Annotated in this window: 18 protein-coding genes and 1 tRNA gene; 4 read left to right on the top strand and 15 right to left on the bottom strand. The window is 73.9% G+C overall.

Annotation, left to right across the window (positions count from 1 at the left end):
• Nucleotides 1-68 precede the first annotated feature (68 nt).
• From ACZ7G3_RS21865 to msiK, 3 genes are all read right to left on the bottom strand, one after another.
• Entirely contained in the window at nucleotides 69-806 is a 738-nt protein-coding gene (locus ACZ7G3_RS21865) for a nucleotidyltransferase family protein (RefSeq protein ID WP_426555613.1), read from the bottom strand.
• Between the two features lie 65 nt (nucleotides 807-871).
• A complete protein-coding gene (locus tag ACZ7G3_RS21860; RefSeq protein ID WP_426596918.1) occupies nucleotides 872-1,327 on the bottom strand; it encodes a hypothetical protein in 456 nt (151 codons plus the stop codon).
• A gap of 267 nt (nucleotides 1,328-1,594) precedes the next feature.
• A complete protein-coding gene (gene msiK / locus ACZ7G3_RS21855) occupies nucleotides 1,595-2,731 on the bottom strand; it encodes a diacetylchitobiose ABC transporter ATP-binding protein MsiK (protein WP_470927654.1) in 1,137 nt (378 codons plus the stop codon).
• A 222-nt stretch (nucleotides 2,732-2,953) separates the two neighbouring features.
• Between msiK and ACZ7G3_RS21850 the strand changes: the two genes are divergently transcribed.
• Nucleotides 2,954-3,027: transfer RNA gene (locus ACZ7G3_RS21850), tRNA-Thr, on the top strand.
• Between the two features lie 59 nt (nucleotides 3,028-3,086).
• Here the strand turns inward: ACZ7G3_RS21850 and ACZ7G3_RS21845 are convergent.
• From ACZ7G3_RS21845 to ACZ7G3_RS21790, 12 genes are all read right to left on the bottom strand, one after another.
• The gene (locus ACZ7G3_RS21845) at nucleotides 3,087-4,586 is read right to left on the bottom strand and encodes an NADase-type glycan-binding domain-containing protein (RefSeq protein ID WP_470927652.1); all 1,500 of its coding nucleotides are present in this window, start codon (nucleotides 4,584-4,586) and stop codon (nucleotides 3,087-3,089) included.
• Nucleotides 4,583-5,155 (bottom strand): phage tail protein, encoded by a 573-nt coding sequence (locus tag ACZ7G3_RS21840; protein ID WP_470927650.1) that lies wholly within the window; start codon nucleotides 5,153-5,155, stop codon nucleotides 4,583-4,585. Before ACZ7G3_RS21840 ends, ACZ7G3_RS21845 begins: the two co-directional genes overlap by 4 nt.
• Entirely contained in the window at nucleotides 5,152-7,113 is a 1,962-nt protein-coding gene (locus ACZ7G3_RS21835; protein WP_470927648.1) for a putative baseplate assembly protein, read from the bottom strand. The genes ACZ7G3_RS21840 and ACZ7G3_RS21835 overlap by 4 nt, the downstream gene beginning before the upstream one ends.
• Entirely contained in the window at nucleotides 7,113-7,565 is a 453-nt protein-coding gene (locus tag ACZ7G3_RS21830) for a GPW/gp25 family protein (RefSeq protein WP_426596859.1), read from the bottom strand. The genes ACZ7G3_RS21835 and ACZ7G3_RS21830 overlap by 1 nt, the downstream gene beginning before the upstream one ends.
• 43 nt (nucleotides 7,566-7,608) lie before the next feature.
• Nucleotides 7,609-9,525, bottom strand: coding sequence for a VgrG-related protein (locus ACZ7G3_RS21825; RefSeq protein ID WP_470927646.1), 1,917 nt, complete (start codon nucleotides 9,523-9,525; stop codon nucleotides 7,609-7,611).
• The gene (locus tag ACZ7G3_RS21820) at nucleotides 9,525-10,247 is read right to left on the bottom strand and encodes a CIS tube protein (protein ID WP_426596857.1); all 723 of its coding nucleotides are present in this window, start codon (nucleotides 10,245-10,247) and stop codon (nucleotides 9,525-9,527) included. Before ACZ7G3_RS21820 ends, ACZ7G3_RS21825 begins: the two co-directional genes overlap by 1 nt.
• A gap of 28 nt (nucleotides 10,248-10,275) precedes the next feature.
• Nucleotides 10,276-10,698 (bottom strand): phage tail protein, encoded by a 423-nt coding sequence (locus tag ACZ7G3_RS21815; RefSeq protein WP_426596856.1) that lies wholly within the window; start codon nucleotides 10,696-10,698, stop codon nucleotides 10,276-10,278.
• A 107-nt stretch (nucleotides 10,699-10,805) separates the two neighbouring features.
• Nucleotides 10,806-14,819 carry a DNA polymerase III subunit gamma/tau domain-containing protein gene (locus tag ACZ7G3_RS21810; protein ID WP_470927644.1) on the bottom strand — a complete coding sequence of 1,338 codons (4,014 nt, stop codon included), beginning with the start codon at nucleotides 14,817-14,819 and terminating at the stop codon, nucleotides 10,806-10,808.
• A gap of 3 nt (nucleotides 14,820-14,822) precedes the next feature.
• Nucleotides 14,823-14,981: a DUF6760 family protein gene (locus ACZ7G3_RS21805; RefSeq protein WP_007450918.1), complete on the bottom strand. Its 159-nt coding sequence runs from the start codon at nucleotides 14,979-14,981 to the stop codon at nucleotides 14,823-14,825.
• Nucleotides 14,978-15,499: a hypothetical protein gene (locus tag ACZ7G3_RS21800; protein ID WP_426596854.1), complete on the bottom strand. Its 522-nt coding sequence runs from the start codon at nucleotides 15,497-15,499 to the stop codon at nucleotides 14,978-14,980. The genes ACZ7G3_RS21805 and ACZ7G3_RS21800 overlap by 4 nt, the downstream gene beginning before the upstream one ends.
• A complete protein-coding gene (locus tag ACZ7G3_RS21795) occupies nucleotides 15,499-15,942 on the bottom strand; it encodes a phage tail protein (RefSeq protein ID WP_426596853.1) in 444 nt (147 codons plus the stop codon). Before ACZ7G3_RS21795 ends, ACZ7G3_RS21800 begins: the two co-directional genes overlap by 1 nt.
• A 90-nt stretch (nucleotides 15,943-16,032) precedes the next feature.
• Complete coding sequence (locus ACZ7G3_RS21790; protein WP_426596852.1) at nucleotides 16,033-17,640, bottom strand: phage tail sheath subtilisin-like domain-containing protein; 1,608 nt, start codon at nucleotides 17,638-17,640, stop codon at nucleotides 16,033-16,035.
• 639 nt (nucleotides 17,641-18,279) lie between these two features.
• On the opposite strand from ACZ7G3_RS21790, the gene ACZ7G3_RS21785 reads away from it, so the two are divergent.
• The 3 genes from ACZ7G3_RS21785 (at nucleotide 18,280) to ACZ7G3_RS21775 (ending at nucleotide 22,678) form a co-directional block, all read left to right on the top strand.
• The gene (locus ACZ7G3_RS21785; RefSeq protein ID WP_470927641.1) at nucleotides 18,280-20,088 is read left to right on the top strand and encodes a hypothetical protein; all 1,809 of its coding nucleotides are present in this window, start codon (nucleotides 18,280-18,282) and stop codon (nucleotides 20,086-20,088) included.
• A 361-nt stretch (nucleotides 20,089-20,449) separates the two neighbouring features.
• Nucleotides 20,450-21,118: an eCIS core domain-containing protein gene (locus ACZ7G3_RS21780; RefSeq protein WP_426596850.1), complete on the top strand. Its 669-nt coding sequence runs from the start codon at nucleotides 20,450-20,452 to the stop codon at nucleotides 21,116-21,118.
• Between the two features lie 93 nt (nucleotides 21,119-21,211).
• Nucleotides 21,212-22,678 (top strand): RICIN domain-containing protein, encoded by a 1,467-nt coding sequence (locus tag ACZ7G3_RS21775; RefSeq protein WP_470927639.1) that lies wholly within the window; start codon nucleotides 21,212-21,214, stop codon nucleotides 22,676-22,678.
• The last annotated feature ends 102 nt before the right edge of the window (nucleotides 22,679-22,780 follow it).

Raw genomic sequence — 22,780 nt, 5'->3', positions numbered from 1 at the left:
CGAGCTACGCGGCCAGGGTGTCTTCCTTGCCCTCGACGAACAGCGCATCGCGGAGGGGGAGCGGTCCCTCAGCGGCCGGCCAGGGCCGCCAGTTCCCGTGCCGCCTCCGTCAGGTCCTTCGCGGTGTCGATCGCGCGCCAGTAGGAGCCCTGGGGGATCGGGAAGCCGGCCAGCCGGCGCTCACGGGCCAGCCTCGGGAACGTCGTCCGCTCGTGGTCGCCCCGCTCCGGGAGCATCGTGGCGAAGGCGGGGGAGAAGACGTAGACACCGGCGTTGATCTCGAAGGTCGACGGCGGTGCCTCGATGAAGTCGGTGATGTGGCCGAAGCCGTCCGTCTGCACGGCGCCCCACGGCAGGCGCGGGCGGGCCAGGGCGAGGGTCGCGACGGCGTCCCGCTCGGCGTGGAAGTCGGCCATGTCGCGCAGCGAGAAACGGGTCCAGATGTCGCCGTTCGTGGCGTACCAGGGCCGGTCCGGGTGCGGCAGGTGCGCGGCGGCGTACCTGAGGCCGCCGCCGCGGCCGAGGGGTTCCGTCTCGACGACGGTGGTGACGGAGAGCGGCAGGTCGGCGGTCTCCAGCCACTTCTGCAGCACCTCGGCCAGATGGCCGCAGGAGACCACGACGTCCGTCACGCCCTCCTCGGCGAGCCAGGCGAGCTGGTGGCCGATGATCGGAGTCCCCGTGCCGGGGATCTCGACCATCGGCTTGGGCCGGTCGTCGGTGTAGGGACGCAGCCGGGAACCCTGTCCGCCGGCCAGGACGACGGCTTGAACGGGGCGGCGGGACGCGGCGTTCGGATCGGTCATGCCCGCACTGTACGCGGCGCCCCGCCGGCCTCCGAAGGGTGTTCTGTTCGGCCGGCCCGGCCGGCTCAGCCGTGGGCGGCCAGGACGCCCGAGGCGAAGGCGGTGTCGCAGACGGGGCGCGCGTACGACTGGGCGCGCGTCGGACCGTACACCTTGACCGCCGCGCGGCCGAGGGAGCGGGCGACCGACGCGCAGTGGCGGGCCAGCGACGGACGCTCGTTCACGGCTTCTTGGAGGTGGGTGAGGGCGACGCCCGGGTCCTCCTCCTGCAGTTCGGTCAGCAGCCGGTCGCGCAGCACCTCGTGCGGTGCACGGGCGGCGGTCCCGGTGGACGTCTTCGAGGACGAGGCCTGCGACGCGGCGAGCACCGAGTCCGCGGGGTCTCCCGACCAGTTGACTCGGGTGACCGCGAGAGTCCCGGAGAGCACCAGGACGACGGGCAGGACGAAGGCGAGAGAGCGGCCGATCCGGCGGGCGGGGCCCCGGCCGCGTCGCGTCTGTCGGGTGGTGGAGTGCTTCACGGAGTGCTTCACGCGAGTGAGGGTAGCGCCTGGTAATGATTTGGCGACATTTAGTCACCCGTTCAGGGGAACGGGAGGGGGTGGGAAATGGGTAGGGCATTGACGTCCGCTGCTCGAAACGTCCGTTGTGGCGGGGTATTTGTCGACAACGGAAAGTGCCCCGCAGCAGGCTGCGGGGCACTTTCCGTCAACGCGGGTGATTTCACCCGGCCGCGTGGTTTCTCAGCGCGCGGTCTCCCGGCGTGCGGGTCCTCGGCGGGCGGGTCCTCAGTCGGTGAGGCGCTCGCCCGTGGAGGACGAGAAGACGTGGCTCTCGCCCGGCCGCGGCACGACGTGCACGGTCGCGCCCTTCTCCGGCACCGCACGGCTGCTGACGCGGACCACGAGGTCCTTCGTCCCGCCGTCGACCTCGACGCTGCCGTAGATGTAGCCGTCGGCGCCGGTCTCCTCCACGACGTTCACCGAGACCGCGAGGCCCGCCGGGGCGTCCTCGGAGTCCTTCGACAGGCTCTTGGCGGCCCCGCCGCCCAGCTCCACCACGTCGAAGTGCTCGGGGCGGACGCCGACGGTGACCGTGCGGTCGCCCTTGTCGGAGGCGGCCTTCAGGGCGTCGCGGCTGATCGGCACGACGCTGTTGCCGAACTTCACGCCGCCGTCGGTGATCGGGACCTCGACCAGGTTCATGGCCGGGGAGCCGATGAAGCCGGCGACGAAGAGGTTGGCGGGCTTGTCGTACATGTTGCGCGGGCTGTCGACCTGCTGGAGCAGACCGTCCTTCAGGACCGCCACGCGGTCGCCCATCGTCATGGCCTCGACCTGGTCGTGGGTGACGTAGACGGTGGTGATGCCGAGGCGGCGCTGGAGCGAGGCGATCTGCGTACGCGTCGAGACGCGGAGCTTGGCGTCCAGGTTGGACAGCGGCTCGTCCATGAGGAACACCTGGGGCTCACGCACGATCGCGCGGCCCATCGCCACACGCTGGCGCTGACCACCGGAGAGCGCCTTCGGCTTGCGGTCCAGGTACTCGCTGAGGTCGAGGATCTTCGCGGCCTCCTCGACCTTCTTGCGGATCTCCGCCTTGTTGACGCCGGCGATCTTGAGCGCGAAGCCCATGTTGTCGGCGACGGTCATGTGCGGGTAGAGCGCGTAGTTCTGGAACACCATGGCGATGTCCCGGTCCTTCGGCGGCAGGTGCGTGACGTCGCGGTCACCGATGCGGATGGCGCCGCCGTTGACGTCCTCGAGGCCCGCGAGCATGCGGAGCGAGGTGGACTTGCCACAACCGGAGGGGCCGACCAGGACGAGGAACTCGCCGTCCGCGATGTCGATGTCGAGACCGTCGACGGCGGGCTTCGTGGAACCCGGGTAGACGCGGGTCGCCTTGTCGAACGTAACTGTGGCCATGGTGAATGGGCCCCCTTCTACCGGCAGGAACGTGCCGGACGATCCGTTGTAGGAAGGTGGTGTGGTGTAGTCCACACAGGTGAAGCTGGGCAGGACGGTACCTGGCGTTCACCTGATCTGTCAGTACCTGTGAGGCTGTGAACTTCGCCGAAATTTTCGAACCCCATCGTTCACCGGCTCTGTGTACAGTGGAGCAGCCTCCGCGCGCTCTGCCGCGCGAGTGCCTCCTTAGCTCAGATGGCCAGAGCAACGCACTTGTAATGCGTAGGTCGTCGGTTCGAATCCGACAGGGGGCTCAAGGAAAACGGCCCCCTGGCCTTCGAAAGCCAGGGGGCCGTTGACGTTCCCGCTGGGATCAGGTGCGGTTGGCGCTGGAGCGGCCGAAGAACTCGATCTCCGCGATGGCGACCTGCTTGTTGGCGGAGGCCGCGTGGGCCGACTCGATGGTGAAGCGGACCTTGGTGACCTCGCCGACGCGGAACGGGCGGCGCTGTCCGCCCGCGCCCTGGTCCAGGGTGATGTCGCGGGTCTTGGTCGTGCCGTCCTTCATGGTGATCGTCGCGTTCACCCGGTGCGGCAGGGCCGATTCGGTGAGCTTGTCGGCCTTGGTGGAGGTGCCCGGAGTGATGATCAGGTCCAGGAGGCGGGTCGGCTCGGTGAAGTGCACCTCGACCCACTGGCCCTGGCCGGACTCCGAGACGCCCGGGCCCCACCAGGTGTTGCTCCGCTTGTCGATGAGGAGCTCGGGATTGTGTCCGGTGAAGGAACGTGAGGCCGTGATCCGGTCGGGAGAGACCGGGGCGCGCTTGGCGAAGTGGTCGCGGGTGGCCTGGATGCCGTCGGGGATGTAGACGAAGCCGAGGACCACCAGGGTGATGACGACGAGGACGGTGATCCAGGTGCCGATGCGGTCGAAGACGCGGCGCAGGCGGGGGCGGTCGCCCGCCCAGGGGGTCTCGCTGCGCCGGCCGCCGAAGAGGCGGCGCCACCAGGGGGCGGGTGCGGTGGTGTGCTCGTCGGTGCGGTCCAGGGGCATCGCGCAGCGCGCGCAGTAGTGGCGGTCGGGACGGTTGGGCGTGGAACACCACGGGCACGGCGGGCCGTTGGCGATGTCCGGCTGGTGGGCGGGGGCGCGGACCTGCGGCCGGTCGGCGTCGGGGCGGCCGGGCAGGACGGGGGCGACGGCGGGGGGCGGGGTCGGGCCCTGGGCCTCCGGTTCGGCGACGGGGACGAGGAGGGAGCGGGCCCGGTCGGACATCGTGTCGGTGAGGGCGTTCGGGGGCGGAGCGGACGCCATGGGGGTGGTGGGGGCGGTCTCGTCGGCGCCCGGAGCGCGGCCAGGGGTGGAGGCGGAGGCGGGAGCGGCGGGTGCGCTGCCCGCGCCGCCCGCTCCGGTGGTCCCGGCAGACCCGGGTGTTCCGGATGCCGCGGCGGCTCCCGCGGCTCCCGCGGCTCCCGCGGCACCCCCGGCTACGGCGGCGCCCCCGGCACTCCACGCACCGTCGGTGTCGCGACGTGCCGCGTCGGTCCCGGCCGTCCCGGCCGTCCCGCCGGGCCCGGAGGCGTCCGCCGGGTGGCGCGGGTTGGGCACCCACGGGGTCTCCGCGGTGTCGTCGTCCGATCCGCCGGTGGCGGCGGGCGCCGGGCGGTCGTGCCGGGCGGGGGGCACGCCCGTGCCGCCGGGGCCGGGGCGGGCGAAGGCGTCCCAGCCGGGGTTCTGGTCGGCCGAGGAGGCCGCGGGCTGCGTGGTGCGGGCGCCGGACTGGTCCCAGCGGAGTACGGCGCCGCACGCGTCGCAGAAGGACTGGCCCGGTTCCGCGCGGGTTCCGCACTCGGCGCAGTTCTGCGTGGTCATCTCTCCGGGGTCCTTTCGGAGGCGGTCACTTCGACCGTGTAGGGCATGTGAGCGGGGCGGGCGGCGGCGACGAGGGCGGCCAGCCGATGGGTGTCGGCCGGGGTCGGGTCGGGCAGCCGGAGGGCGACGTGCAGACGGGGGCGGGGTCTGCCGGGGAACGGGCCGAGGGGGCGGGCGTTCCATTCGGCACCGCCGCTCTCGGTGATGTCGGGTTCGACGCCGAACGCGAGCAGTACGGCCTCGGACAGGCCCTGCCGGGTGCCGCGTACGCGGTGCAGCCGGGCGGCGGCGGCCACGGCGGCGCGCAGCCGGTCCTCGGGTTCCGTGCCGTCGGTCTCGGCGCCGACCCAGGTGCCGAGCCACTGGGCGAAGTCGGCCGGGGTGAGGGCGGGGTCGAAGTAGGTGTCCAGGCAGTCCAGGACGCTCAGGATGGGGGCGATGACGTCGTCGAGTCCGCCGACGAACCGCTGGGCCAGGTCGTCGTCGGCGAAGACGGCCGGGAGCAGGGTGCTGATGGGCAGCGAGGAGCCGAGTCCGTCGACGGAACCCCGGTACGTCGTGGCCGTCACGCGCCGTCCCCGATCACTCGGACGCGGTGGTCGAAGGAGAAGACCAGCGCGGGCGGTTGCAGGTCGATGCGGTCGGTGGGGTCGCCGCGCTTGCCGGTGAGGGGGTCGGCGGGGTGCAGGACGACCTCGTCGACGAGTTCGACGCCGGGCACGCGCTGGAGCACGGCGAAGACCTCACCGGTCTGCACGGGGCGCCCGAAGGGCCAGCCCTTGCCGTCGGCGCCGCCGGTGAGCGGGTCGAGGTGGCGGTAGAGGGCGTCGTGGGTCTGGCGGCGTACGCGGTCGGCGTCGACGCCGCGGAAGGCGTGGACGGTGGCGACGACGGTGACGCCCTGGTAGTAGGGCGGGCCGACGGCGAGGCGGGTGCCGATGAGGCGGCGTTCGTCGAGGTGGCGGGTGATGCGGCTCAGGAGGGCGTCGCCGGGGACGAGCTGTTCGAAGCGGAGCCGGCCGCCGGGGTCGGGGACGGCCTGGGGGACGACGAGGACGCGGACGGCGTGGGCGCCGTATTCGTTCTCCTCGCCCTCCAGGCAGGTGATGCGGGCGGTCTCGGGGGCGGCGTGGCGGGCGAGTTCCTCGTAGTCGCGCAGGGTGACGGCGCGTTCCTGGGCGCGCAGCGTGATCGGCGCCCGGAGCTTCGCCTCCTCGACGGTCTCGCCGTCCACGCCGCCGCGGGCGGCCTCGCGGTTGACGACCTCGGAGACGTACGGGATGGAGGTGCGCAGCACCTGTACGGCGCCGCGGGCCACGTTGCCGGCCCTGCCCCCGCCGGTGCGGTAGCGGCGGGCGCGGATGACGGCGCCCTTGGGGGCGACGGTGCCGTACTGGCGCAGGGTGCCGTCGGGTTCGCGGACGGCGGGGCCGAAGGCGATCTCGCCGGTGGCGGCGTCCAGGGTGATGTGGTGGTCGTCGGGGCGGGAGCCCGCGAAGTGCGGGACGACCTGCCAGTCCTGCCAGCCGCCGTCACCGGCGGCGGTCTGGAGGATGACGGGCGGGTCGTCGGCGACGACGGGGGCGTGTTCGAGCGTCAGCCGCTGGCCGGGCAGGCCGGTGGACTCGCCGAGGGCCTCGTCGTACACGGTCTCGGCGTGGACGGTGCCGGTGGTGCCGCCGATGGTGTAGGCCTCGGCGGAGCGGATGGTCGGCGAGGTGGTGTAGAAGGGCTGGCCGGGCAGCGGTTCGGTGACGCGGCAGCGGATCCAGCCGGCCTCGTGGCCGCCGTTGCGGGACAGGACGTGGCCGCCGGGGACGTGCAGCACGATGTCGCCGGGGCGGTTGAGGCCACCGGTGCCGTCGCGGTCGATCTCGCAGGGCTGCCAGCCGTCCTCGGTCCAGGCCTCCCAGACCAGCGGCGGCTGGCGGGGGTCGACGCCGACGCCGTCGACGCGGCTGTCGAGTTCGAGGGCGAGCGCGCAGTGCGGGGTGGCGGCGGTGAGGCCGATGAGCATGCAGTCGCCGGGGCCGGGCGCCTCGGCGAAGCACATCACGTCCTTGCTCTCGGCGAGGTCCGTGGTGCGGTCGGTGACGGGCTCGCCGCGGTGCTGCACGACCAGGTGGCCGAGCGAGCACGGGACGATGTTCAGGTCGCGCTCGGTGGCGAAGACGACGGCCTCGTCGCGTTCGGTGCGCAGGGTGGCGACCTCGGTGCCGACCGGGACCAGGATCGTGTCCTCCTGCGGCGCGGACAGCCAGAAGGTGACGTCCGTACGGGCGGCGGAGGGCGGGAAGAGGGTGATGCCGACCAGGTCGAGGAAGGCGAGGTGGTTCTTCTCCGGCACCCGGTTGAGGCGGTAGACGATCTGGTCGGCCATGTGGGCGAGCGTCTCGACGAGCGTGATGCCGGGGTCGGAGACGTTGTGGTCGGTCCACTCCGGGGCGCGCTGCTGGATGTAACGCTTGGCGTCGTCGACGAACTGCTGGAAGCGCCGGTCGTCGAGGTTGGGGGAGGGCAGGGGCATCAGCGGTCGCTTTCGGAAGAGCCCGGGAGGCCGGCGGGACCGTCGGGGAGGTCCGGCTCGTCGTGGGAGGGGATGACGTAGAACGGGAAGACGAGGCTGCGCGGGTTGTTGGTGCCGCGGATCGAGTAGCGGACGTCGATGTACAGGACGTTCTGGCCTTCGCCGGTGGAGACCTCGACGTCGTGGACCTCGATGCGCGGCTCCCAGCGGTCCAGGCTGACGTACACCTCGTGCTGGATGCGGCCGGCGGTCTGCTCGTTGACCGGGGCGAAGACCAGGTCGTGGATGGCGCAGCCGAACTCCGGCCGCATCGGCCGCTCGCCGGGAGCGGTGGCGAGGACGAGCCGCATGGCCTCCTCCACCTCCTGCTCGCCGCTGACGAGGGCGATCCCGCCGGTGGGCCCGATGCGCATGGGGAACGCCCAGCCGGAGCCGACGAACTGCTCGGCCATCAGAGAACCGCCCTTGTCGTGTGGAGAGTCTTCGGTGCCGCTGTCATGGCAGTGGGTACGGCTTGTTGTTGACCAGGACCACGCCCTGGAGCATGAGGGTCGCCGCGCGGATACCGACGTTGGCGATGGAGTTGACCTGGAGGGTGCCACCGGAGGAGATCATGGTGGCGCCCAGGGCCTTGAGGTTGAGCGCGCCCATCGCGTCGACGGTGACGGCGCCGGTCAGCGACTTGACGTTGACGATGCCGCGGCCCTGGATGTCGAGCATCCCGCCGCTCTTGATGCTGAGTCTGCGCCCGGCGCTGAGGCTGAGGTCCGTTCCCGCGTCGATCGACACCGAACGGCTGCCGGTGATGCTGACGGTGCCCTTGCTGTCGACGGTGATCTCGGTCTTGGTGCGGTCGAGGTTGATGGTCAGCTTGTCGTTGCCGCTGGCGATCCGGACGCCCTGCTTGCGCCCGCCGGTCCGCTGGCTGAGCAGGTCGACGCGGTTGCCCTGACGGTCGGACAGGGTGTGCCGGGTGGCCTGCTTCTTCAGGCCGTCGTGCAGGGGCACGTCGTTCACCTTGGTCGGCACGTCCCGGCCGTTGTAGAGCCCGCCGATCACGAACGGGTGGTCGAGGGCGCCCCGGTCGAAGGCGACCAGCACCTCGTCGCCGACGTCCATGGGGAAGACGCCGCCGCCGCCCACGCCGCCCATCTGCACGCTGCGCGCCCAGTCGCTGACGTAGGTGTCGTCCAGCCACGGGAACTGCAGCTTGACCCTGCCCTGCTTGAGGGGGTCCTGCACGTCGGTGACGATGGCGTTGGCGACGCTGGGCAGCCGGGCGGCGCTCGCCGGGTCGGTGCCGCCGCTGCCGCCCGAGGCCAGCCCGTACAGGGAACGCCACTGGCGTCCGCTGACGTTGATCCAGGACTCGTAGGCCTTGCCGTCGCCGAAGTGGTGGCGTACCGAGGTGACGGTGTACTTGCCCTCGAAGGGCTTGCCGACGTCGCTGAGCGCGACCGGCACGCCGGGCCGCAGGTCGGGGCTGCCGTAGACGGCGACCTCCAGTTCGGCGAAGGAGGACGTGACGTCGGCGGCGAGGGCCTTCGCGGCGTGCTGGACCTCGTCCTGCTTGTCGTAGGGGTTGGCGGTCTCGACGAGCTTGGCGGCCTTGAACTTGCCGGCGGCCTCCCCGGGCGTGGAGCCGATGGTGATGCCCGGGTCGGTCTGGGCCGGCGCGATCTCGGTGATCTTCTTCTTGGTGGTGACGTTCCAGCCGCGCGACTCGACCTTGCCGACCTGGTCGGCGGCGGTCACCGCGGCCCGCAGCCGCAGGATGTCGTGGCCGGCCTGGAGCACGAAGGCGCTCTCCTCGCCCTTGGTCTTCGGGGAGGGCGCGCCGGCGGACGGGTTCGCCGTGACGAACCGGAACTTCCCCTTGGCGTCCACGTACATCACCACGTTGTTCTCGTCGGCGAGCCGTGAGAGGAAGTCCCAGTCGGTCACGTTGGACTGGCTGATGAACCCGTACATGCCCTTCGTCGGCTGGATCCTGCCGATGGACAGGCCGTCCATCGCGGCGAGTTTGCGGGCGATGTCGGAGGCCTTCTGGTTGCGGTACGCGGCCACCCGGCGCTGGCGCATCAGGCGGTGCCCGAAGTCGTAGCCGCGGATCACGGTGAAGCTGCCGGTGCCGTCGTAGTCGACCTCCATGGCGGTGACCTCGCCGGTCAGCAGCGGTTTGCCGACGCCCTGGCCGTCGGCGACCGGCGTGATGACCACCCTGGTGCCGAACTTCACGGCCAGCTTGTCGAGGACCAGGTGGTAGGGGTCGCGGAAGGTGAGCCGGAAGGCCGCGGGCACGCCGACGCCCTGGTCGACCCAGCCCTCGACGAGCATCGGTGCGATGTCGTCGGGCAGCTTCGCGGAGCCGATCCGCACCTCGACGATGCTGGAGAACGCGGGGCGCACCATCAGTGAGGCACCTCCTCGGCGGCCGGCAGGATGAGTTCGGTGCCGTTCGTCAGGCGGGACGGGTCGTCGATGCCGTTGGCCTCGGCGATCGCCCGCCAGGAGTTGGCGCTGCCGTACTCGCGCCAGGCCAGCGACTCGAGCGAGTCGCCGGCGACGACCCGGTGCACGCGCCGCGCGGTGAGCGCGCCGGAGGTCGGGTTCTGCCCGCGGGTCGGGCCGGGGATCTCGACCAGATGCACCTGGCAGGTGGCGCGGATGGGGACGCCGGTGGTGCTGAAGAGCGTGTACGAGGCCTCGACGGACGCCACGTAGGCGGTGAACCGGGCCGTGGAGAACGACCCCCACTCGAAGACCACCCAGGGCGGCGACGGCTGCTTGGCGGACAGGCTGTTGGAGGTCACCTCGCAGCAGGTGAGCAGGGACTCGACCTTCTTCATCACCGTGTTGCCGGTGGGCCTCATGGAGGAGTCCAGGAAGATCTCCAGGGTCATCTCCCGCGGCTCGGCGCCCATGAACTGCGGCTTCGCGGCCTTGCGCACGGCCGCCGTCGGCGTCGCCTTCCACTGGGTCCGCTGGGTGAGGGACAGCTGGGCCGGGTTGAACTCGAAGTCGAACGTACGCAGTAGCGCACCGGGTGTGGTGGTCGTGCCGGTGGGGGGCTCGTGGATCGCGAGGTTGGCGCGTACGAGGCTCTTGCCGGCGCCCTTGCTGCCTTTGGCCATGGGTGTTCCTCTCTGCTCTGTGGCGCCGTCAGTCCGTGAATCCGTGGTGGGTGATCTCCAGGACCTCCGTGGCCACGGCCGGGCTGTTGGGGTCGAGGCTGGGCCCTTGCCAGCTGACGGGCAGTACGTCGATCAGTCCCCAGCGGGCGACCAGCGACCCGTCCGCGCGCAGGGCCGAGATCTGCGCGGTGGGCCGGTTGATCCCGGTCTGGATGGAGGAGATCCACTTGGCGACCTTCGCCGTGTCCGGGGTGAGGGGGCGGGTCAGCCGGATGTTGGAGAAGGAGACGCGGGTGGGCAGCTGCCACACGAACCCGTTGTTGCCGCCCTCCTGGCGCTGCTCGATCTCCACCTGGGACGACAGGCCGTCGCACCCGTTCCAGTAGCCGAGGCTCTCGCCGTCGATGGTGAGGGTGAACCAGATCGTGGAGCCCGGGTCCTGGCGGGGCATCGGGGGTGGGCCTTTCTGTCGGGTGTGCCGTGGCGGCTCGGCTTGCGTCGGCGTCGGCGGCGGTGGCGGTGGGCCGGTCGGGGTGTGGCCGGCCGGGAGGGGACCGGTCAGCGGGGATCGCGGAGTCTGCCGATCCGTTCGCGATCCATCCGCAGGTCGGTGCGGACGAGGCGGGTGACGCGGCCGATGATCCGGTGCACCAGCTCGTCGAGCTGGAAGTCGGTCAGTTCGCGCGGGTCGAACCCGCCGTCCGGGACCGCCGTGTACGCGGGCGGCGGGTCGGCAGGCGCCGCGCCCGAGGAGGCGGCCACGGCCGTGTACGGGGGCGGGCCGCCGGGCGGGGACGCGCTGTACGCGGGCGGCGGGTCGGCCGGGGGGCCGGACGGCGGGTCGGCCGGCGGGGTGTGCTGCGAGGACGACGAGTGCCGGAAGCGGCTGAGGCTGGAAGCCACCGTGGACGCCGCCGCCGCGGCGAGGGCACCGGTGGTGCGGCCGCGGCCGAACACGCGCTGCACGGGGAGCTCGGGCGTCGTCTGCGCGGGCGCCGCCGCCGGTGCGCCGGCGGCCGGGAGCGGGGCGGGCGGCGCCGGCCGGGGCGGAGTGAGGGGGGCCACCGGGAGCGCGGTCCGGGTGGCGGTGGCGCCGGGGGGCGCGGGCCGGCGCAGAGGTACGGCGGCCCTGGTGGACGCGGGCGGGGTGGCGTGGGCGCGCTGGACGGGGGGCGCGGAGGGCGCGGGGAGTGCAGGGGGCGCGGGAGTGGGGCCGCCGGGGGTGGGGCCGCCGAGGGTGGGGGAGGCCTGCGCGAGGGACGGCGCGAGAACGGCCGCTCCGGGGAACGCCGGGGGCGACGAGGCCGCGGCGGGGGAGGGCGGTGTGGGGGCGAGGGGCGGTGCCGAGGGGGCGGCGGCCTGGGCGGTGGCCCGTTGGACCGGCGGGGGCGTACGTCCCTCGGTGCGGGGGGCGTCGGGGGCCGGGGTCCGGGCCGTCAGCGGCGCGGTGCCGGCCGGCGCAGTGGCCAGGGGAGCGCCGAGCGGGGAACGGCGAGGGGCCGGGGTGGCCGGTGCCGGGCCGGCGGCGGGGGATGCCTGCGGGGTGGCCTCGGGGCCCGTGTTCGGGCGTACGGCGGTGACCGGCCTGGAGACGGGGGCGCCGAGGCCGACGCGGGGCGCCGTGGCGCTGCGCTGCACCGGACGTGCCGGGGCGGGGGTGGCCGCCTTCTTGGTGAGGGGTACGGCGGCCGGGCCGGCCGGTCCCGCCGGTTCGGCGGGCGCCGGGAGGGACCGTTGGACGAGGGGCGGCGCGGACGTGACGGGCGGGTCGGACGGGGCGGGGGCGACGTAGGTGTCGCGGGTGTCGCGGGTGGCGTGGTGAGCGGCAGGCGTCGGCCCGGCCGCGGGTGTGTTCGGCGCAGCGGCGGACCGGTCCGTGGCGCGCTGAACCGGCGGCGGCGTCGTGTGCGAGGTGACGGCGGCGGGGCCGACGGGGCCGGCGGAACTGGAAGGCGAGCGCGGTGCCGTGCCGGGCGTCGTCGGGTCGGCGGCGTCGGGGGCGCGGCGGACCGGCGCGGGATGCGCGGGCTGCGGTGCCTTCGGTCGGACGGGGGCTGCCGCCTGCCGCTGGACGGGGGGCCGCGCACCGCTGTGGGCGGAGGGCTGCGTACCGCTCGGGGCAGGGGACTGCGCGCCGCTCGGGGCAGGGGACTGCGCGCCGCGTGGGGCGACGGGACGGCCGGTGGCCGCGGGGGAACGGTTCGCCGACGGGGGAGGTGTCGCGGACCTCTGTACGCCGGTCGCCGCGCCGGCGTCGCCGGAGGGAGTGTTTCCGCGGGCGCCCGCGTGCCGCCCCTGCCCCGCGGGGCCGCCCGACGGCAGGTCGGTGCCGGCCGGCCGGGACGCGGTGGGCCGTCCTTCGCCGCTGCCGCTGCCGGATCCCTGCGCGGGGCTGGTCCGTGCCACGGCGCGTCGTACCGGCGGGGTGCCGGGTGTCGCACCGGTTCCGGAGGCGCTGCCGCGGCTGTCGTCGCGTGCGCCGGAGGCCGCTGCGGCGCGGTCGGTGCGGGCGGTCGCCCGCTGCACCGGGGCGCCGGTCGTCGCGCCGCCGTCAGGTGCGGACGCCGCTCGCACGGCGGGAACGGCGGGCTGGTCGCGCGGGGGCACGGCCCGTTGGACGGGCGCGCCGGCCGTGCTGTCGCCGACCGGGGGAGCCGGCTGTCCGGCGGGCGGTACGGCCTTTGACGACGGTGACGCCGAGGGTGTCGCCGTGCTGCCGGTGCGCGGGGTGCCGCCGGCGGGCCGGGACGCCGCCCGCTGCACCGGGAGGCCGGTCGTGCCGCTGTCGGCCGGGGCGGCCGGGGCGGCCGTCCGGTCGGTGGCGGGGCCGGCCTTGGGCGTGGGGGTGGGTGCCGGGGCCGGGGTGGTGCCGGGGGCGGCGGCGGGGGTGGAGCCGGTGGAGGGCCGGGACTCCGCCCGCTGTACCGGGGGGTCGCCCGCCGCACCGGCCGGTGCGGGGCCGGGCTGCGGCACGGCGCCTCGCACTGGCGTGCCGGTCGTCGTGTCGCTGCCGGGTGCGGACGCCGTCCGGCTGCCGGGCCGGGAGGTGGCGGGCCCGGGGTCGGCGCGGGTGGCGGAATCCGGGCCGGGGTGCTGCGGCACCGCCCGCTGCACGGGGGCGCCGGGCGTCGTGGCCTGCGGCGGGGTGGCCCGGCGTCCGCCGGTGGGAGCGGCCCCGTGGGCGGGACCGGTGCGGGTGCTCGGAGCCGGACCCGACTGCGGTACGGCGCGTTGTGCCGGAGCAGCGGGGGCCGCGTCGGCGTTCGCCGCGGGAGCCGTCCGCCCGCCGGTCCGCGGTACGGCGCGCTGTACGGGTGTGCTGGGTGCCGGGGCGTCGCCCGGCGCGGGCGTCGTCCGGGTGTCGGGTTGCGGCACCGCTCGCTGGGCCGGCGTGCCGGAGGCCGTACCGCTGCTCACCGTGGGTGAGGTCCGGCCGTCGGCCCGGGGCACGGCGCGCTGGACCGGCGTACCGGTCGCCGCGCCGTCGCCGGAGCCGGATGGTGCGGGGGAGCCGCCCCGGGCACCGGCGGCAGGCGCGGCACCGGGGCCGGGCACCGCTCGCTGCACCGGGAGGCCTGCCGGGGCGTCGGTGGCCGTCGGCCGGTGCTGGTGCGGGCGTACGGCCCGTTGCACCGGGGCGTCGGCGGATGCCGCGGGTGCGGCCGCTCCGTCACCGGACGGGCGGCTCGGGGAGGTGCCCCGGGGGTGCGCCGAGCCGGGGTCCCCGCGGTCACCGTCCGACGACGACGGCGCCGTACCCGACGACGACGGCGCCGTACCCGAGGAGGCGGGCCCGGCGTCCGAGGACCGGCGGGTCGCGGGCAGGGCCCGGCGCTGCACGGCCGACGGCCCGGACGGGGCCTTGGTCAGCGGGTTCCGGGGGCGGGGCGGGGCGGGCGGCACCGGTGTCACGCGGACGCCGCGGGACGCGCGGGGCGCCGGTGTGCTCGCCGGAGCCGCGGACGACGCCGGCCCGGCGGAGTACGACCGCTGCACCGGCGTCGCCGGGAGGGCGGACGCCGGTGCGGGCGTGGCGGCCGGACCCGTCCGCGTGTCCGGCGCGGAAGCCGTGGGCGCGGGCGCGGGCATGGTCGTGGGCGCGGGCATGGTCGTGGGCGACGGGGTCGGCCCGGATATCGCCCGCAGTGGTGCGACCGGCATCCGCTGTACCGCGGGGGCGCCGGGCGGGGACGCCGACGGCAGCGCCTGCGCGGGACGTTCGGGACCCGCCGGGCGGGCCGGCGTGCCGAGCGCGCCGGACAGCATGCTGTCGCCCGATGCCGGGTTCAGTACCGCGGGGGACGGCGTCCCCGTGAACGACGGGTTCTGCCACGTCGGCAGCCGTCCTCCGAACCCGGCGTCCGCGACACCGGCGGGTGAGGTGCCCGTCGCCCGCTGGATCGGCGGCAGGCCCGCCCAGGCGGCGACGGCCACGGGCGGCGCGGGGTCGGGCGTGGTACGTGCCGCACCTTCGCCCCCGCCCCCCGCCGGGCCCGGGGCCTCGGCCGGGGGCGTCTGCCGCCCCCCGCCGGTGCCGTCATGGCGTCCCCGCAGCCGGTCCAGGAATCCCACCGATCAGCCCTCCGCCGTGCCACGCGTCACGAGCGACGCGATCTGGTCCGTGTACCGGCGGCGGTCCTGGTGTTCCAGGTCCAGGATCGCCTCCAGGCTCCAGTGGAAGTGGTAGGCGACGTACGCGATCTCCTCGTGCAGCCGGTCGGTCGCGTACGTCACGATTCCCCCAGGCGGCTCCCGCCGAGTTCCACCTCGAAAGGCTCCGTGCAGTGCGGGCACTGCACGGCCGCGCGGGTGTGGCCCTCCGCGTTGATCTGGCGGTAGAAGTCCTGCAGGAACGCCAGGTCGGAGGCGAACATGTTCTCCACGATCCCGTCGTGCACCATCGCCAGCGTGCCCAGCCGGGTGATGACCCGGCCGAGCAGCACCACCGACAGGTACGCCGGGTTCTCCTGGACCCGCACGTCGCGCAGCGGGATCAGCTCGTCCCGTGCCGTCGACAGGCGCATCACACCGTCCCGGTGGACCGTGCCCGAGTCGTCGACGTACCCGCGCGGCAGCTCGAAGGCGAACTCGGTCTGCAACCGCTGCCGCGGTGCCACGTCGACGGGCGGGCCGGCCGGAGGACCGGCCGGTGTCTCCGCCGGAGCGGCGGCGGGAGCCGAACGGGGGAAGTCCGCTCCCGCCGCCGCGGTCTGGGGGGCCGGGGCTGACGCCCCGGCAGCCGAACGCCGCATTACTCGATGACCAGCTCTTCGAAGACGATGGTCACGGTCTCGGAGAGCTGGGAGGCCTCGCCGGCCTTGAGCGCGCTGGCGTCGATCTTGCTGCACCAGGCGTTGCGCATGTTGTAACGCTTCACCGGGTTGTTCTGGTAATCCATCATGATGATGGAGGCGTTCTTACGGGCCGTGCTCATCTGACCGGCGATCGAGTCGTTGATCCACGACGTGAACGCCGGGGACTGGGTCATGCCGCGCACGACGGTGCACTGCCCGTCCTTCTGCGTACCCGGCAGGAGGCTGACCTCCGGCTTGCCCGCCTGGGTGTTCTGGTAACTCTTGATGACGTCCTGCTCGATGCTGAGGCCGTTGACCTCCGCGAGGTACTCGACCATCACGCCGTCGATCTGGAGGCCGAAATTATGTGAAGTAAGGGAGTCACCGGGGCTGAGACTCATGTGTTCTCTGTCCTTCTGAGGCGTTTTGGCGGTTGCGTACGAGGTTGCCTACGAAGAGGCGTGCGGGCGCTACGGGCGCAGGCGCGGGGCCTACTCCTCCAGCTCCCCGCTGCCGCTGGAGAACTGGGCCAGCCGGAAGATCACGAACTCGGCGGGCTTGACCGGGGCGATGCCGATCTCGCAGATCACCCGGCCGAGGTCGACCGACTCCGGCGGGTTGGTCTCCTCGTCGCACTTGACGTAGTACGCCTCCTCGGGGCGGGCGCCGAACAGGGCACCGCTGCGCCACTCGTTGACGAGGAACGCGGAGACGTTGCGCCGGATGCGGGCCCAGAGGTTGTGGTCGTTCGGCTCGAACACCACCCACTGGGTGCCGAGCAGGATCGACTCCTCCAGGTAGTTGAAGTACCGGCGGATGTTCAGGTAGCGCCAGGCCGGGTCGGAGGACAGGGTGCGGGCGCCCCAGACGCGGATGCCGCGGCCCGGGAAGGAGCGGATGCAGTTCACGCCGATCGGGTTGAGCAGGTCCTGCTCGCCGCGGGTGATCTGGAGTTCGAGGTCGACGGCGCCGCGGACGACCTCGTTCGCGGGGGCCTTGTGCACGCCGCGCTCGGAGTCGTTGCGGGCCCAGATGCCGGCGACGTGGCCGCTCGGCGGGACCAGGCGGGACTGGCCGCTGGCCGGGTCGAAGGACTTGACCCAGGGGTAGTACAGGGCCGCGTACTTGGAGTCGTAACCGGCCGTCTCCTGGCGCCAGACGCGGATCTGACGGGCGTTCTGGTTCGGCGGCGGGTCGATGATGGCGACGCGGTCGCCCATCAGCTCGCAGTGGGCGATGAGACCGAGCTGGACGGCCTTGACGGCCTCCAGGTCGATCGCGCCGCGCTGGTAGGCGGCCATCAGGTCGGGCACCGCGACCATGGAGATCTCGTCGATGGCCTCCAGGCCGCCGAAACCGGTGCGGTCCGCGGAGTCGCCGAGGTACTGGGCCGGCCCGGGGTGCGCGGCGCTCCGGTCCTGCCCGGCCGGTACGGCGGGGGCGGCGGCCGGCGGCGCGGGCAGCGTCAGGGTCTGGTTCTCCGGGCGGGCCAGCTGCGCGGACGGCGCGGCCTCCGTCACGGTGATGAGCTTGGAGCGCTCCTTGACCTGGGTGACGACGTAGGAGCGGTTGCCCTTCTTGGCGCTCACGTCGAACGTCTCGACCGGCTTGTCGCCGTCCTTGACGATCAGCTTGAAGCGCTCGGCGGGGCCCTCGCCCTCGGGGTCGGCGACCTCGACGGTCAGCGGGCCGTTCTGGCCGGCGCCGGTGGCCGTCACGGCGAAGGTGCCGAGCTGCCTGGGCTCGGCGGCGGGGAGGGCGGCCGGGGCGGCGGAACCCGTCACCGCGGCGGGGGCGGAGCCCGTGTCCACGGCGTCGCCGGAGGCGTCCTCGGGCGAGCCGCCGACCCGGACGACGTAGGCGGCGGAGCCCCCGTTGTTGAAGAACCCGTAGACGGAGTGCGCGAGGTAGTACCCGCCGGTGAAGTCACCGAAGGCCGCGACGTACTGCGTCCAGTTGGTCACCAGCGTGGGCTCGTTCAGCGGGCCGGTGGGCGCGAGCCCGACGAAGGCCGCCACCGAGGTGCCCACTCCCTCGATCGGGCGCGAGCCGCTGGCCACCTCCTCGACGTAGACGCCGGGCGACAGGTAGGACGGCATGCTCTGCTCTCCTCGGGGTACGAGACAGGACGCCCCTCAGCCTCGCGCGCGCGTCCGCGCCGGCGAAACGTCCTCGGGTGCCGGAGTGGGGGCATGTCCGCTGCCCCTGGTCGTGCCCGTTGGGGCAGACTCCTCGTCCTTCTCTGGTGGACGGCTGCCGTTTCTGGTTCAACAGCGGGTGTTGGGTATCAGTTCGCCAGGATGACACCTCGTGGCCATGTCCGGACCGGGTGAGCCGTCCAGCCGCGCCGGGGCGCGGCACCGCGGGGGAGGGAACGGTGACGGAACCGGCCGCGGTCGTGGTCGCCGTTCAGGGATGCGGGCGCGCGACACGGGACGGGCCGGGGACGGATCGGGGGACGGGCCGGGGCCGGCGCGGGCGCGGCGGGTCACGGCCCGTGGTGCCGGCCGCCGCGGTCCGCGCGAGCGGCGTGCGCCGGCCGGAGCCGTCCGCCGGCCTCAGCCGTGCGGCAGCCGGGGCACGGAGCCCTCGGGGTGGCCGCCGGTTCCACGGCGTCCTCGGTGCCGCAACGGGGTGCCGGCCATCCGGCGCCCTGCCGGGACCACGGCTGCCGGCCGCCTGGTGAGAGGCCGCAGGCCGGTCCGGTCCTTCAGCCGGTCCCTTAGGAGGAGTCACCCGTGTTGGACCGCTCGCACGAAACGCAGACACGCCGCGCCGCCGATCCGGCTCGGCGCCGCCCTCAGCGGCCGCAGCCCGCGCTGGCCTCCTTGCAGGCCAGCGCGGGAAACAGAGCCGTCACCGCAGCGATCCAGCGCGCGTCGAGTGCTCCCACCCGGGAGGCGGAGGCCGCGGCGGCGGAGCGGCGCCGGCGGGCGGAGCTGGCGGCCGCGGCGGCGGAGCGGCGCCGGCAGCCGGGAGCGGCGGGCGCGGCGGCGCAGCAGCGGCCGCAGGCGGAGGAGGCTGCGGCGGCGGGACCCCGGGAGGAGGGGGCCGCGGCGGCGGAGCGGCGCCGGCGGGCGGAGCTGGCGGCCGCGGCGGCGGAGAAGCGCCGGGAGCCGGAAGCGGCGGGCGCGGAGGTTGCGGCGGAGGCCCGGCAGAGCAGCGGGGCACGGAGCCTGTTCGGTGCCCGGGACAAGCTCAAGGAGGCCACCGGGAAGCTCACGCAGATCCTCGGCACCTCCAAAGCCGACAAGTCCAAGAAGGTCCTCGACGTGCCCGACACGATGGCCACCCGCATCAACGGGCCGACGGAGGGGGGTGTCCGGTCGCACGGGCTGGCCACGTCGAACGCCGGTCAGGTGCAGGACACCGCGATCCAGGGACAGGTCGGCTCCGGGATCAACCTCGTGACCGACTCCCTGGGGCTCTTCAACGACCTGCGCGCCCTGGCGGCCGGGTTCAAGGGCCGCAACGCCACGGGGCCGGAGTCCCACAAGCCCAGGAAGGACGTGAACGGCAAGCCTCTCGGCGCGGCGCAGAACACCGCCATGGTCGTCGGAGACGTCGGGAGCGTGGGCAACGCCGCGGCGAGGAACGCCGGCCAGCTGGGCGGGGTGACCGCCCTCGCGGAGATGACCGGCGGTGCCACCGTGGTCTTCTCCGTGCTGATCGCCACCCGTGACGCCGCCGCCATCTGGAAGACCTACCACAAGGACCGCGCACTCAAGGGAATGGTCCAGGAAGCCCCCGGCGAGGCTCCGGAGGCCGCGGGGCGGCTCCAGGAGGTGCTCGACCGGCTGGGGCAGGCGCAGGAGGGACTGGACCGGGTCAAGGCCCTGCCGCCCCGCCGGCTGCTCCATCTCGCCGCCGCGAGGGAGGAGGACATGGCGAAGTTCGCCCGGCAGGTCAACGGCTTCACGAACCAACTCCACGCCCACCTCGCCGAAGTGGGCCGGTACGCGCGGCACAAGCAGCACACCAAGGTGGGCAAGCGCATCGCCAACCTGGGGGGCAACTCGGTGCGTACCGCCGGCGGCGGGCTGGCGATCGCGGCCGCAGCCGGGGCGGTCAGCGGTCCGGCCGCACCCGCCGTGGCCGGCGTGGCAGCGGCGTTCCTGCTCGGCAACGCCGTCTACAAGGGATCCAGGGCGGGCAGCAACCGGTACGAGGAGGCGCGCCACCCCGACCGGTGGGCCCGGCCCACCCTGGCCCAGGGCGAGACGCGGATGCCCGAGGCCCCGTCGGCCGACGGCGCCCCACGGGGCGACGCGCTGAAGGAGTTCTTCAAGGTGACGAAATCCGTCAAGCAGGGCAAGCGTCACTTCATGGCGCAGCAGCTCTACGCGCTCGCCGCCGGACCGGACGTCCCCGTGGGCAAGAGCGTTCCCGCCGAGATCCGTACACCGGCACGTGCGCTGCTCGTGGTCCTCAAGGCCGGCCCGGTCCAGCACAGGCTGTCGCAGCAGGAGTGGGAGGAGTCGCTCAACAAGCCCGAACTGCAGAGCGCCTGGGAGAAGGAGATCACCAACCAGCTCTCCTCGGCCTGACCGCCACCGCCACCGCCACCGCCGCGGCCGGCTGGCGACGCCCCGTCGAGGGCACGCCGGTCCGCGCCTGACCGGCACCGCCGCGGCCGGCCGGCGACACCCCGCCGAGGACACGCCGGTCCGCGCCTGACCGGCACCGCCGCGGCCGGCCGGCGACGCCCCGCCGAGGGCACGCCGGTCCGCGCCTGACCGGCACCGCCGCGGCCGGCCGGCGACGCCCCGCCGAGGGCACGCCGGTCCGCGCCGGTCCGGCAGCGGCCCGGTCCGGCGGTGCTGCCCTCGTGGTTGCCCGCGCGGACCTGCCGGGGAACGGGGTGCTCGGGTAAGGGTGGGTGGCCAACCGTCAGGTGTGGAGGGGAGCATGGTGCGCGCGTACGAGGAAGCCGCCGGCGAGAAGGCCGCCAGGACCGGTGCGGCCCCGCGCCGCGCGGTGACCGCGCCCATCGGCGCGCGAGGCGGGCCGATGACCCCCGCGACGGCCCTGGCGCTCCAGCGCTCCGTCGGCAACCGGGTCGTCTCGCGCCTCGTCGACGAGGACCAGCACGTGCACGGTGCCGGCTGCGGGCACGGCGGCGTCGAGGACAGCAGCCCGGCGGGCCAGCGCCAGCTCTTGGACGCGGCCCTGGCCACTCCGAGCCGTCCGCTGTCCGGGTCGCTGCTCTCCGAGGCGGGGTCGTTCTACCAGAACGACCTCTCGGCCGCCCGCATCCACGACAACCCGACGGCCCAGCGCGCGACCGTGGCGCTGGGCGCCCAGGCCATGACGGTCGGCACCCACGTCTTCCTCGGGCCGCAGGCGGCCGGCCGGAAGGACCTCATCGGCCACGAGCTGGGCCACGTCGACAAGAACCTCAGAGGCAACCGCGAAACCGGCAACAACAACGGCGCCGGAGTCACCGTGACCGACCCGGGCCAGGATTCCGAGCGGACCGCGGCTGCCGACGGCGCCGCCTTCGCCGCGGGGGTGCAGACGGCCCCGTCCGTCCTCGCCCAGCGGGCGGCCACTGACCACGTCGACGACGCGGAGTAGTGCTCCGGCAGCCGGGTGGGGCGGTGCGTTCGGGCAAATCAGTCTGCCCCAACGGCTCCTGACGAAACATCGGTGAACCCGTAGCGTCTTCGTGTGAGCCTTTGGACTTCCCTGGAGCCCGCGTCCGCCACGGTCGACCCCGGCAGCAGCACGCGTGTGCGCCTGCGGGTCCGCAACACCGGTGATGTGGTGGATGAGTACCGGTTCGAGCCCGTGGGGGACGTGGCGCCCTGGACGACGGTGGAGCCGCAGACGCTGCGGTTGTATCCCGGGACGACGGGGACGGTGGAGCTGACGTTCGCCCCGCCCCGTACCCCTGACTCGGTCGCCGGGCCGAACCCTTATGCGGTGCGGATCACCCCGACGGAGCATCCGGACGCGGTGACCGTTCCGGAGGGCAATCTGACGGTCACGCCGTTCACCGAGGTGCGCGCGGAGCTGGTGCCGCCGACCGTGAAGGGGCGGTTCCGGGGGCGTCCGCGGCTGGCGGTGGACAACCTCGGCAACACGAAGGTGACGGCGTCGGTCGCCGGCAGCGACAACGGGGACCACCTGTCGTACGAGATCCGCCCGGGGAACGTGCAGATCGAGCCGGGCCGTGCGGCGTTCGTGGAGACGACGCTGAAGCCGCGGCAGATCATCTGGTTCGGGTCCAAGGAGGAACGGCCGTACACCCTGGCGGTGCGCCGGTCCGGGGTGGACCCCACGGAGGTCGAGGGCACGTATGTCCAGCGCGGTTTCCTGCCTCGCTGGCTGGCGACCTTCCTCGGTATCGCCCTCGCGCTGACCATCGCCTTCGTGATGATCTGGATCGCGTACAAACCCCAGGTCCGCACCAGCGCCACCGAGCAGCTCGAGCAGGCGGGCAGCGCCCTCGCGCCCAGCCCCAACGCCAGTGCCGGCCCGCAGGCGCTGCCCAGTGCGGGCGAGTCGGCGCCCCTCCAGCAGCCCGCGCCGGAGCAGCCCTCCTCCGAGGAGCCGAAGGGCGACGGCGGTGGCGGCGATGACGGTGGCGGTGGCGGCGGTGGCGGCGGCGAGAAGGAGCCGGCCAAGGAGCCGGCCAAGGAGCCCGGCGTGGTGCCGGCCAGCAGGGTCCTGCTGCGCAATGTCGTCACCACGATGTGTGCCGAACTCCCGGGACACGAGATGGGGAAGATCGACGGTCCCGTCTGGCAGTCCCACTGCGATCCGACCGACGCCGACAACCAGCTCTGGGACCTGGAGGTGAAGGTCCCGAACGGTGGCCCCGGCGGGGCGGCGCTCTTCCAGATCCGGAACGTCAAGGACCAGCTCTGCATGGACCTTCCCGGTTACGGGGCGAACGACCTCACGACGCCGGTCTCCGAGTTCACCTGCAACGGCACCACCGGCGACAACCAGCTCTGGTGGGTCGACAAGCAGGAGAGCGGGAACTACTGGATCCGCAACTTCGCCAGCAACAACGCGTGCCTGGACGTCGCCGGCTCGAGCGTCGGTGTCATGGACGCCAGGCTGGTGATCTTCGACTGCGCCGGTTCCGACGACTCCGAGTGGGAGATCATCCCTTCGAAGCAGGACTGAGCCCCGCGATCACCGGCCGGGGGGGGGGGCCGCCCCCCCCCCCCGGGGGGGGGGGGGGGGGGGGGGGGTGCTCGCCGCCGAGTGGGGGTGGGGGGGGGTTTT

This window comes from Streptomyces sp. NPDC037271, assembly GCF_055603605.1.
The sequence above is the reverse complement of the archived record's forward strand: the minus strand, read 5'-3'. Positions and strand labels throughout refer to the sequence as shown.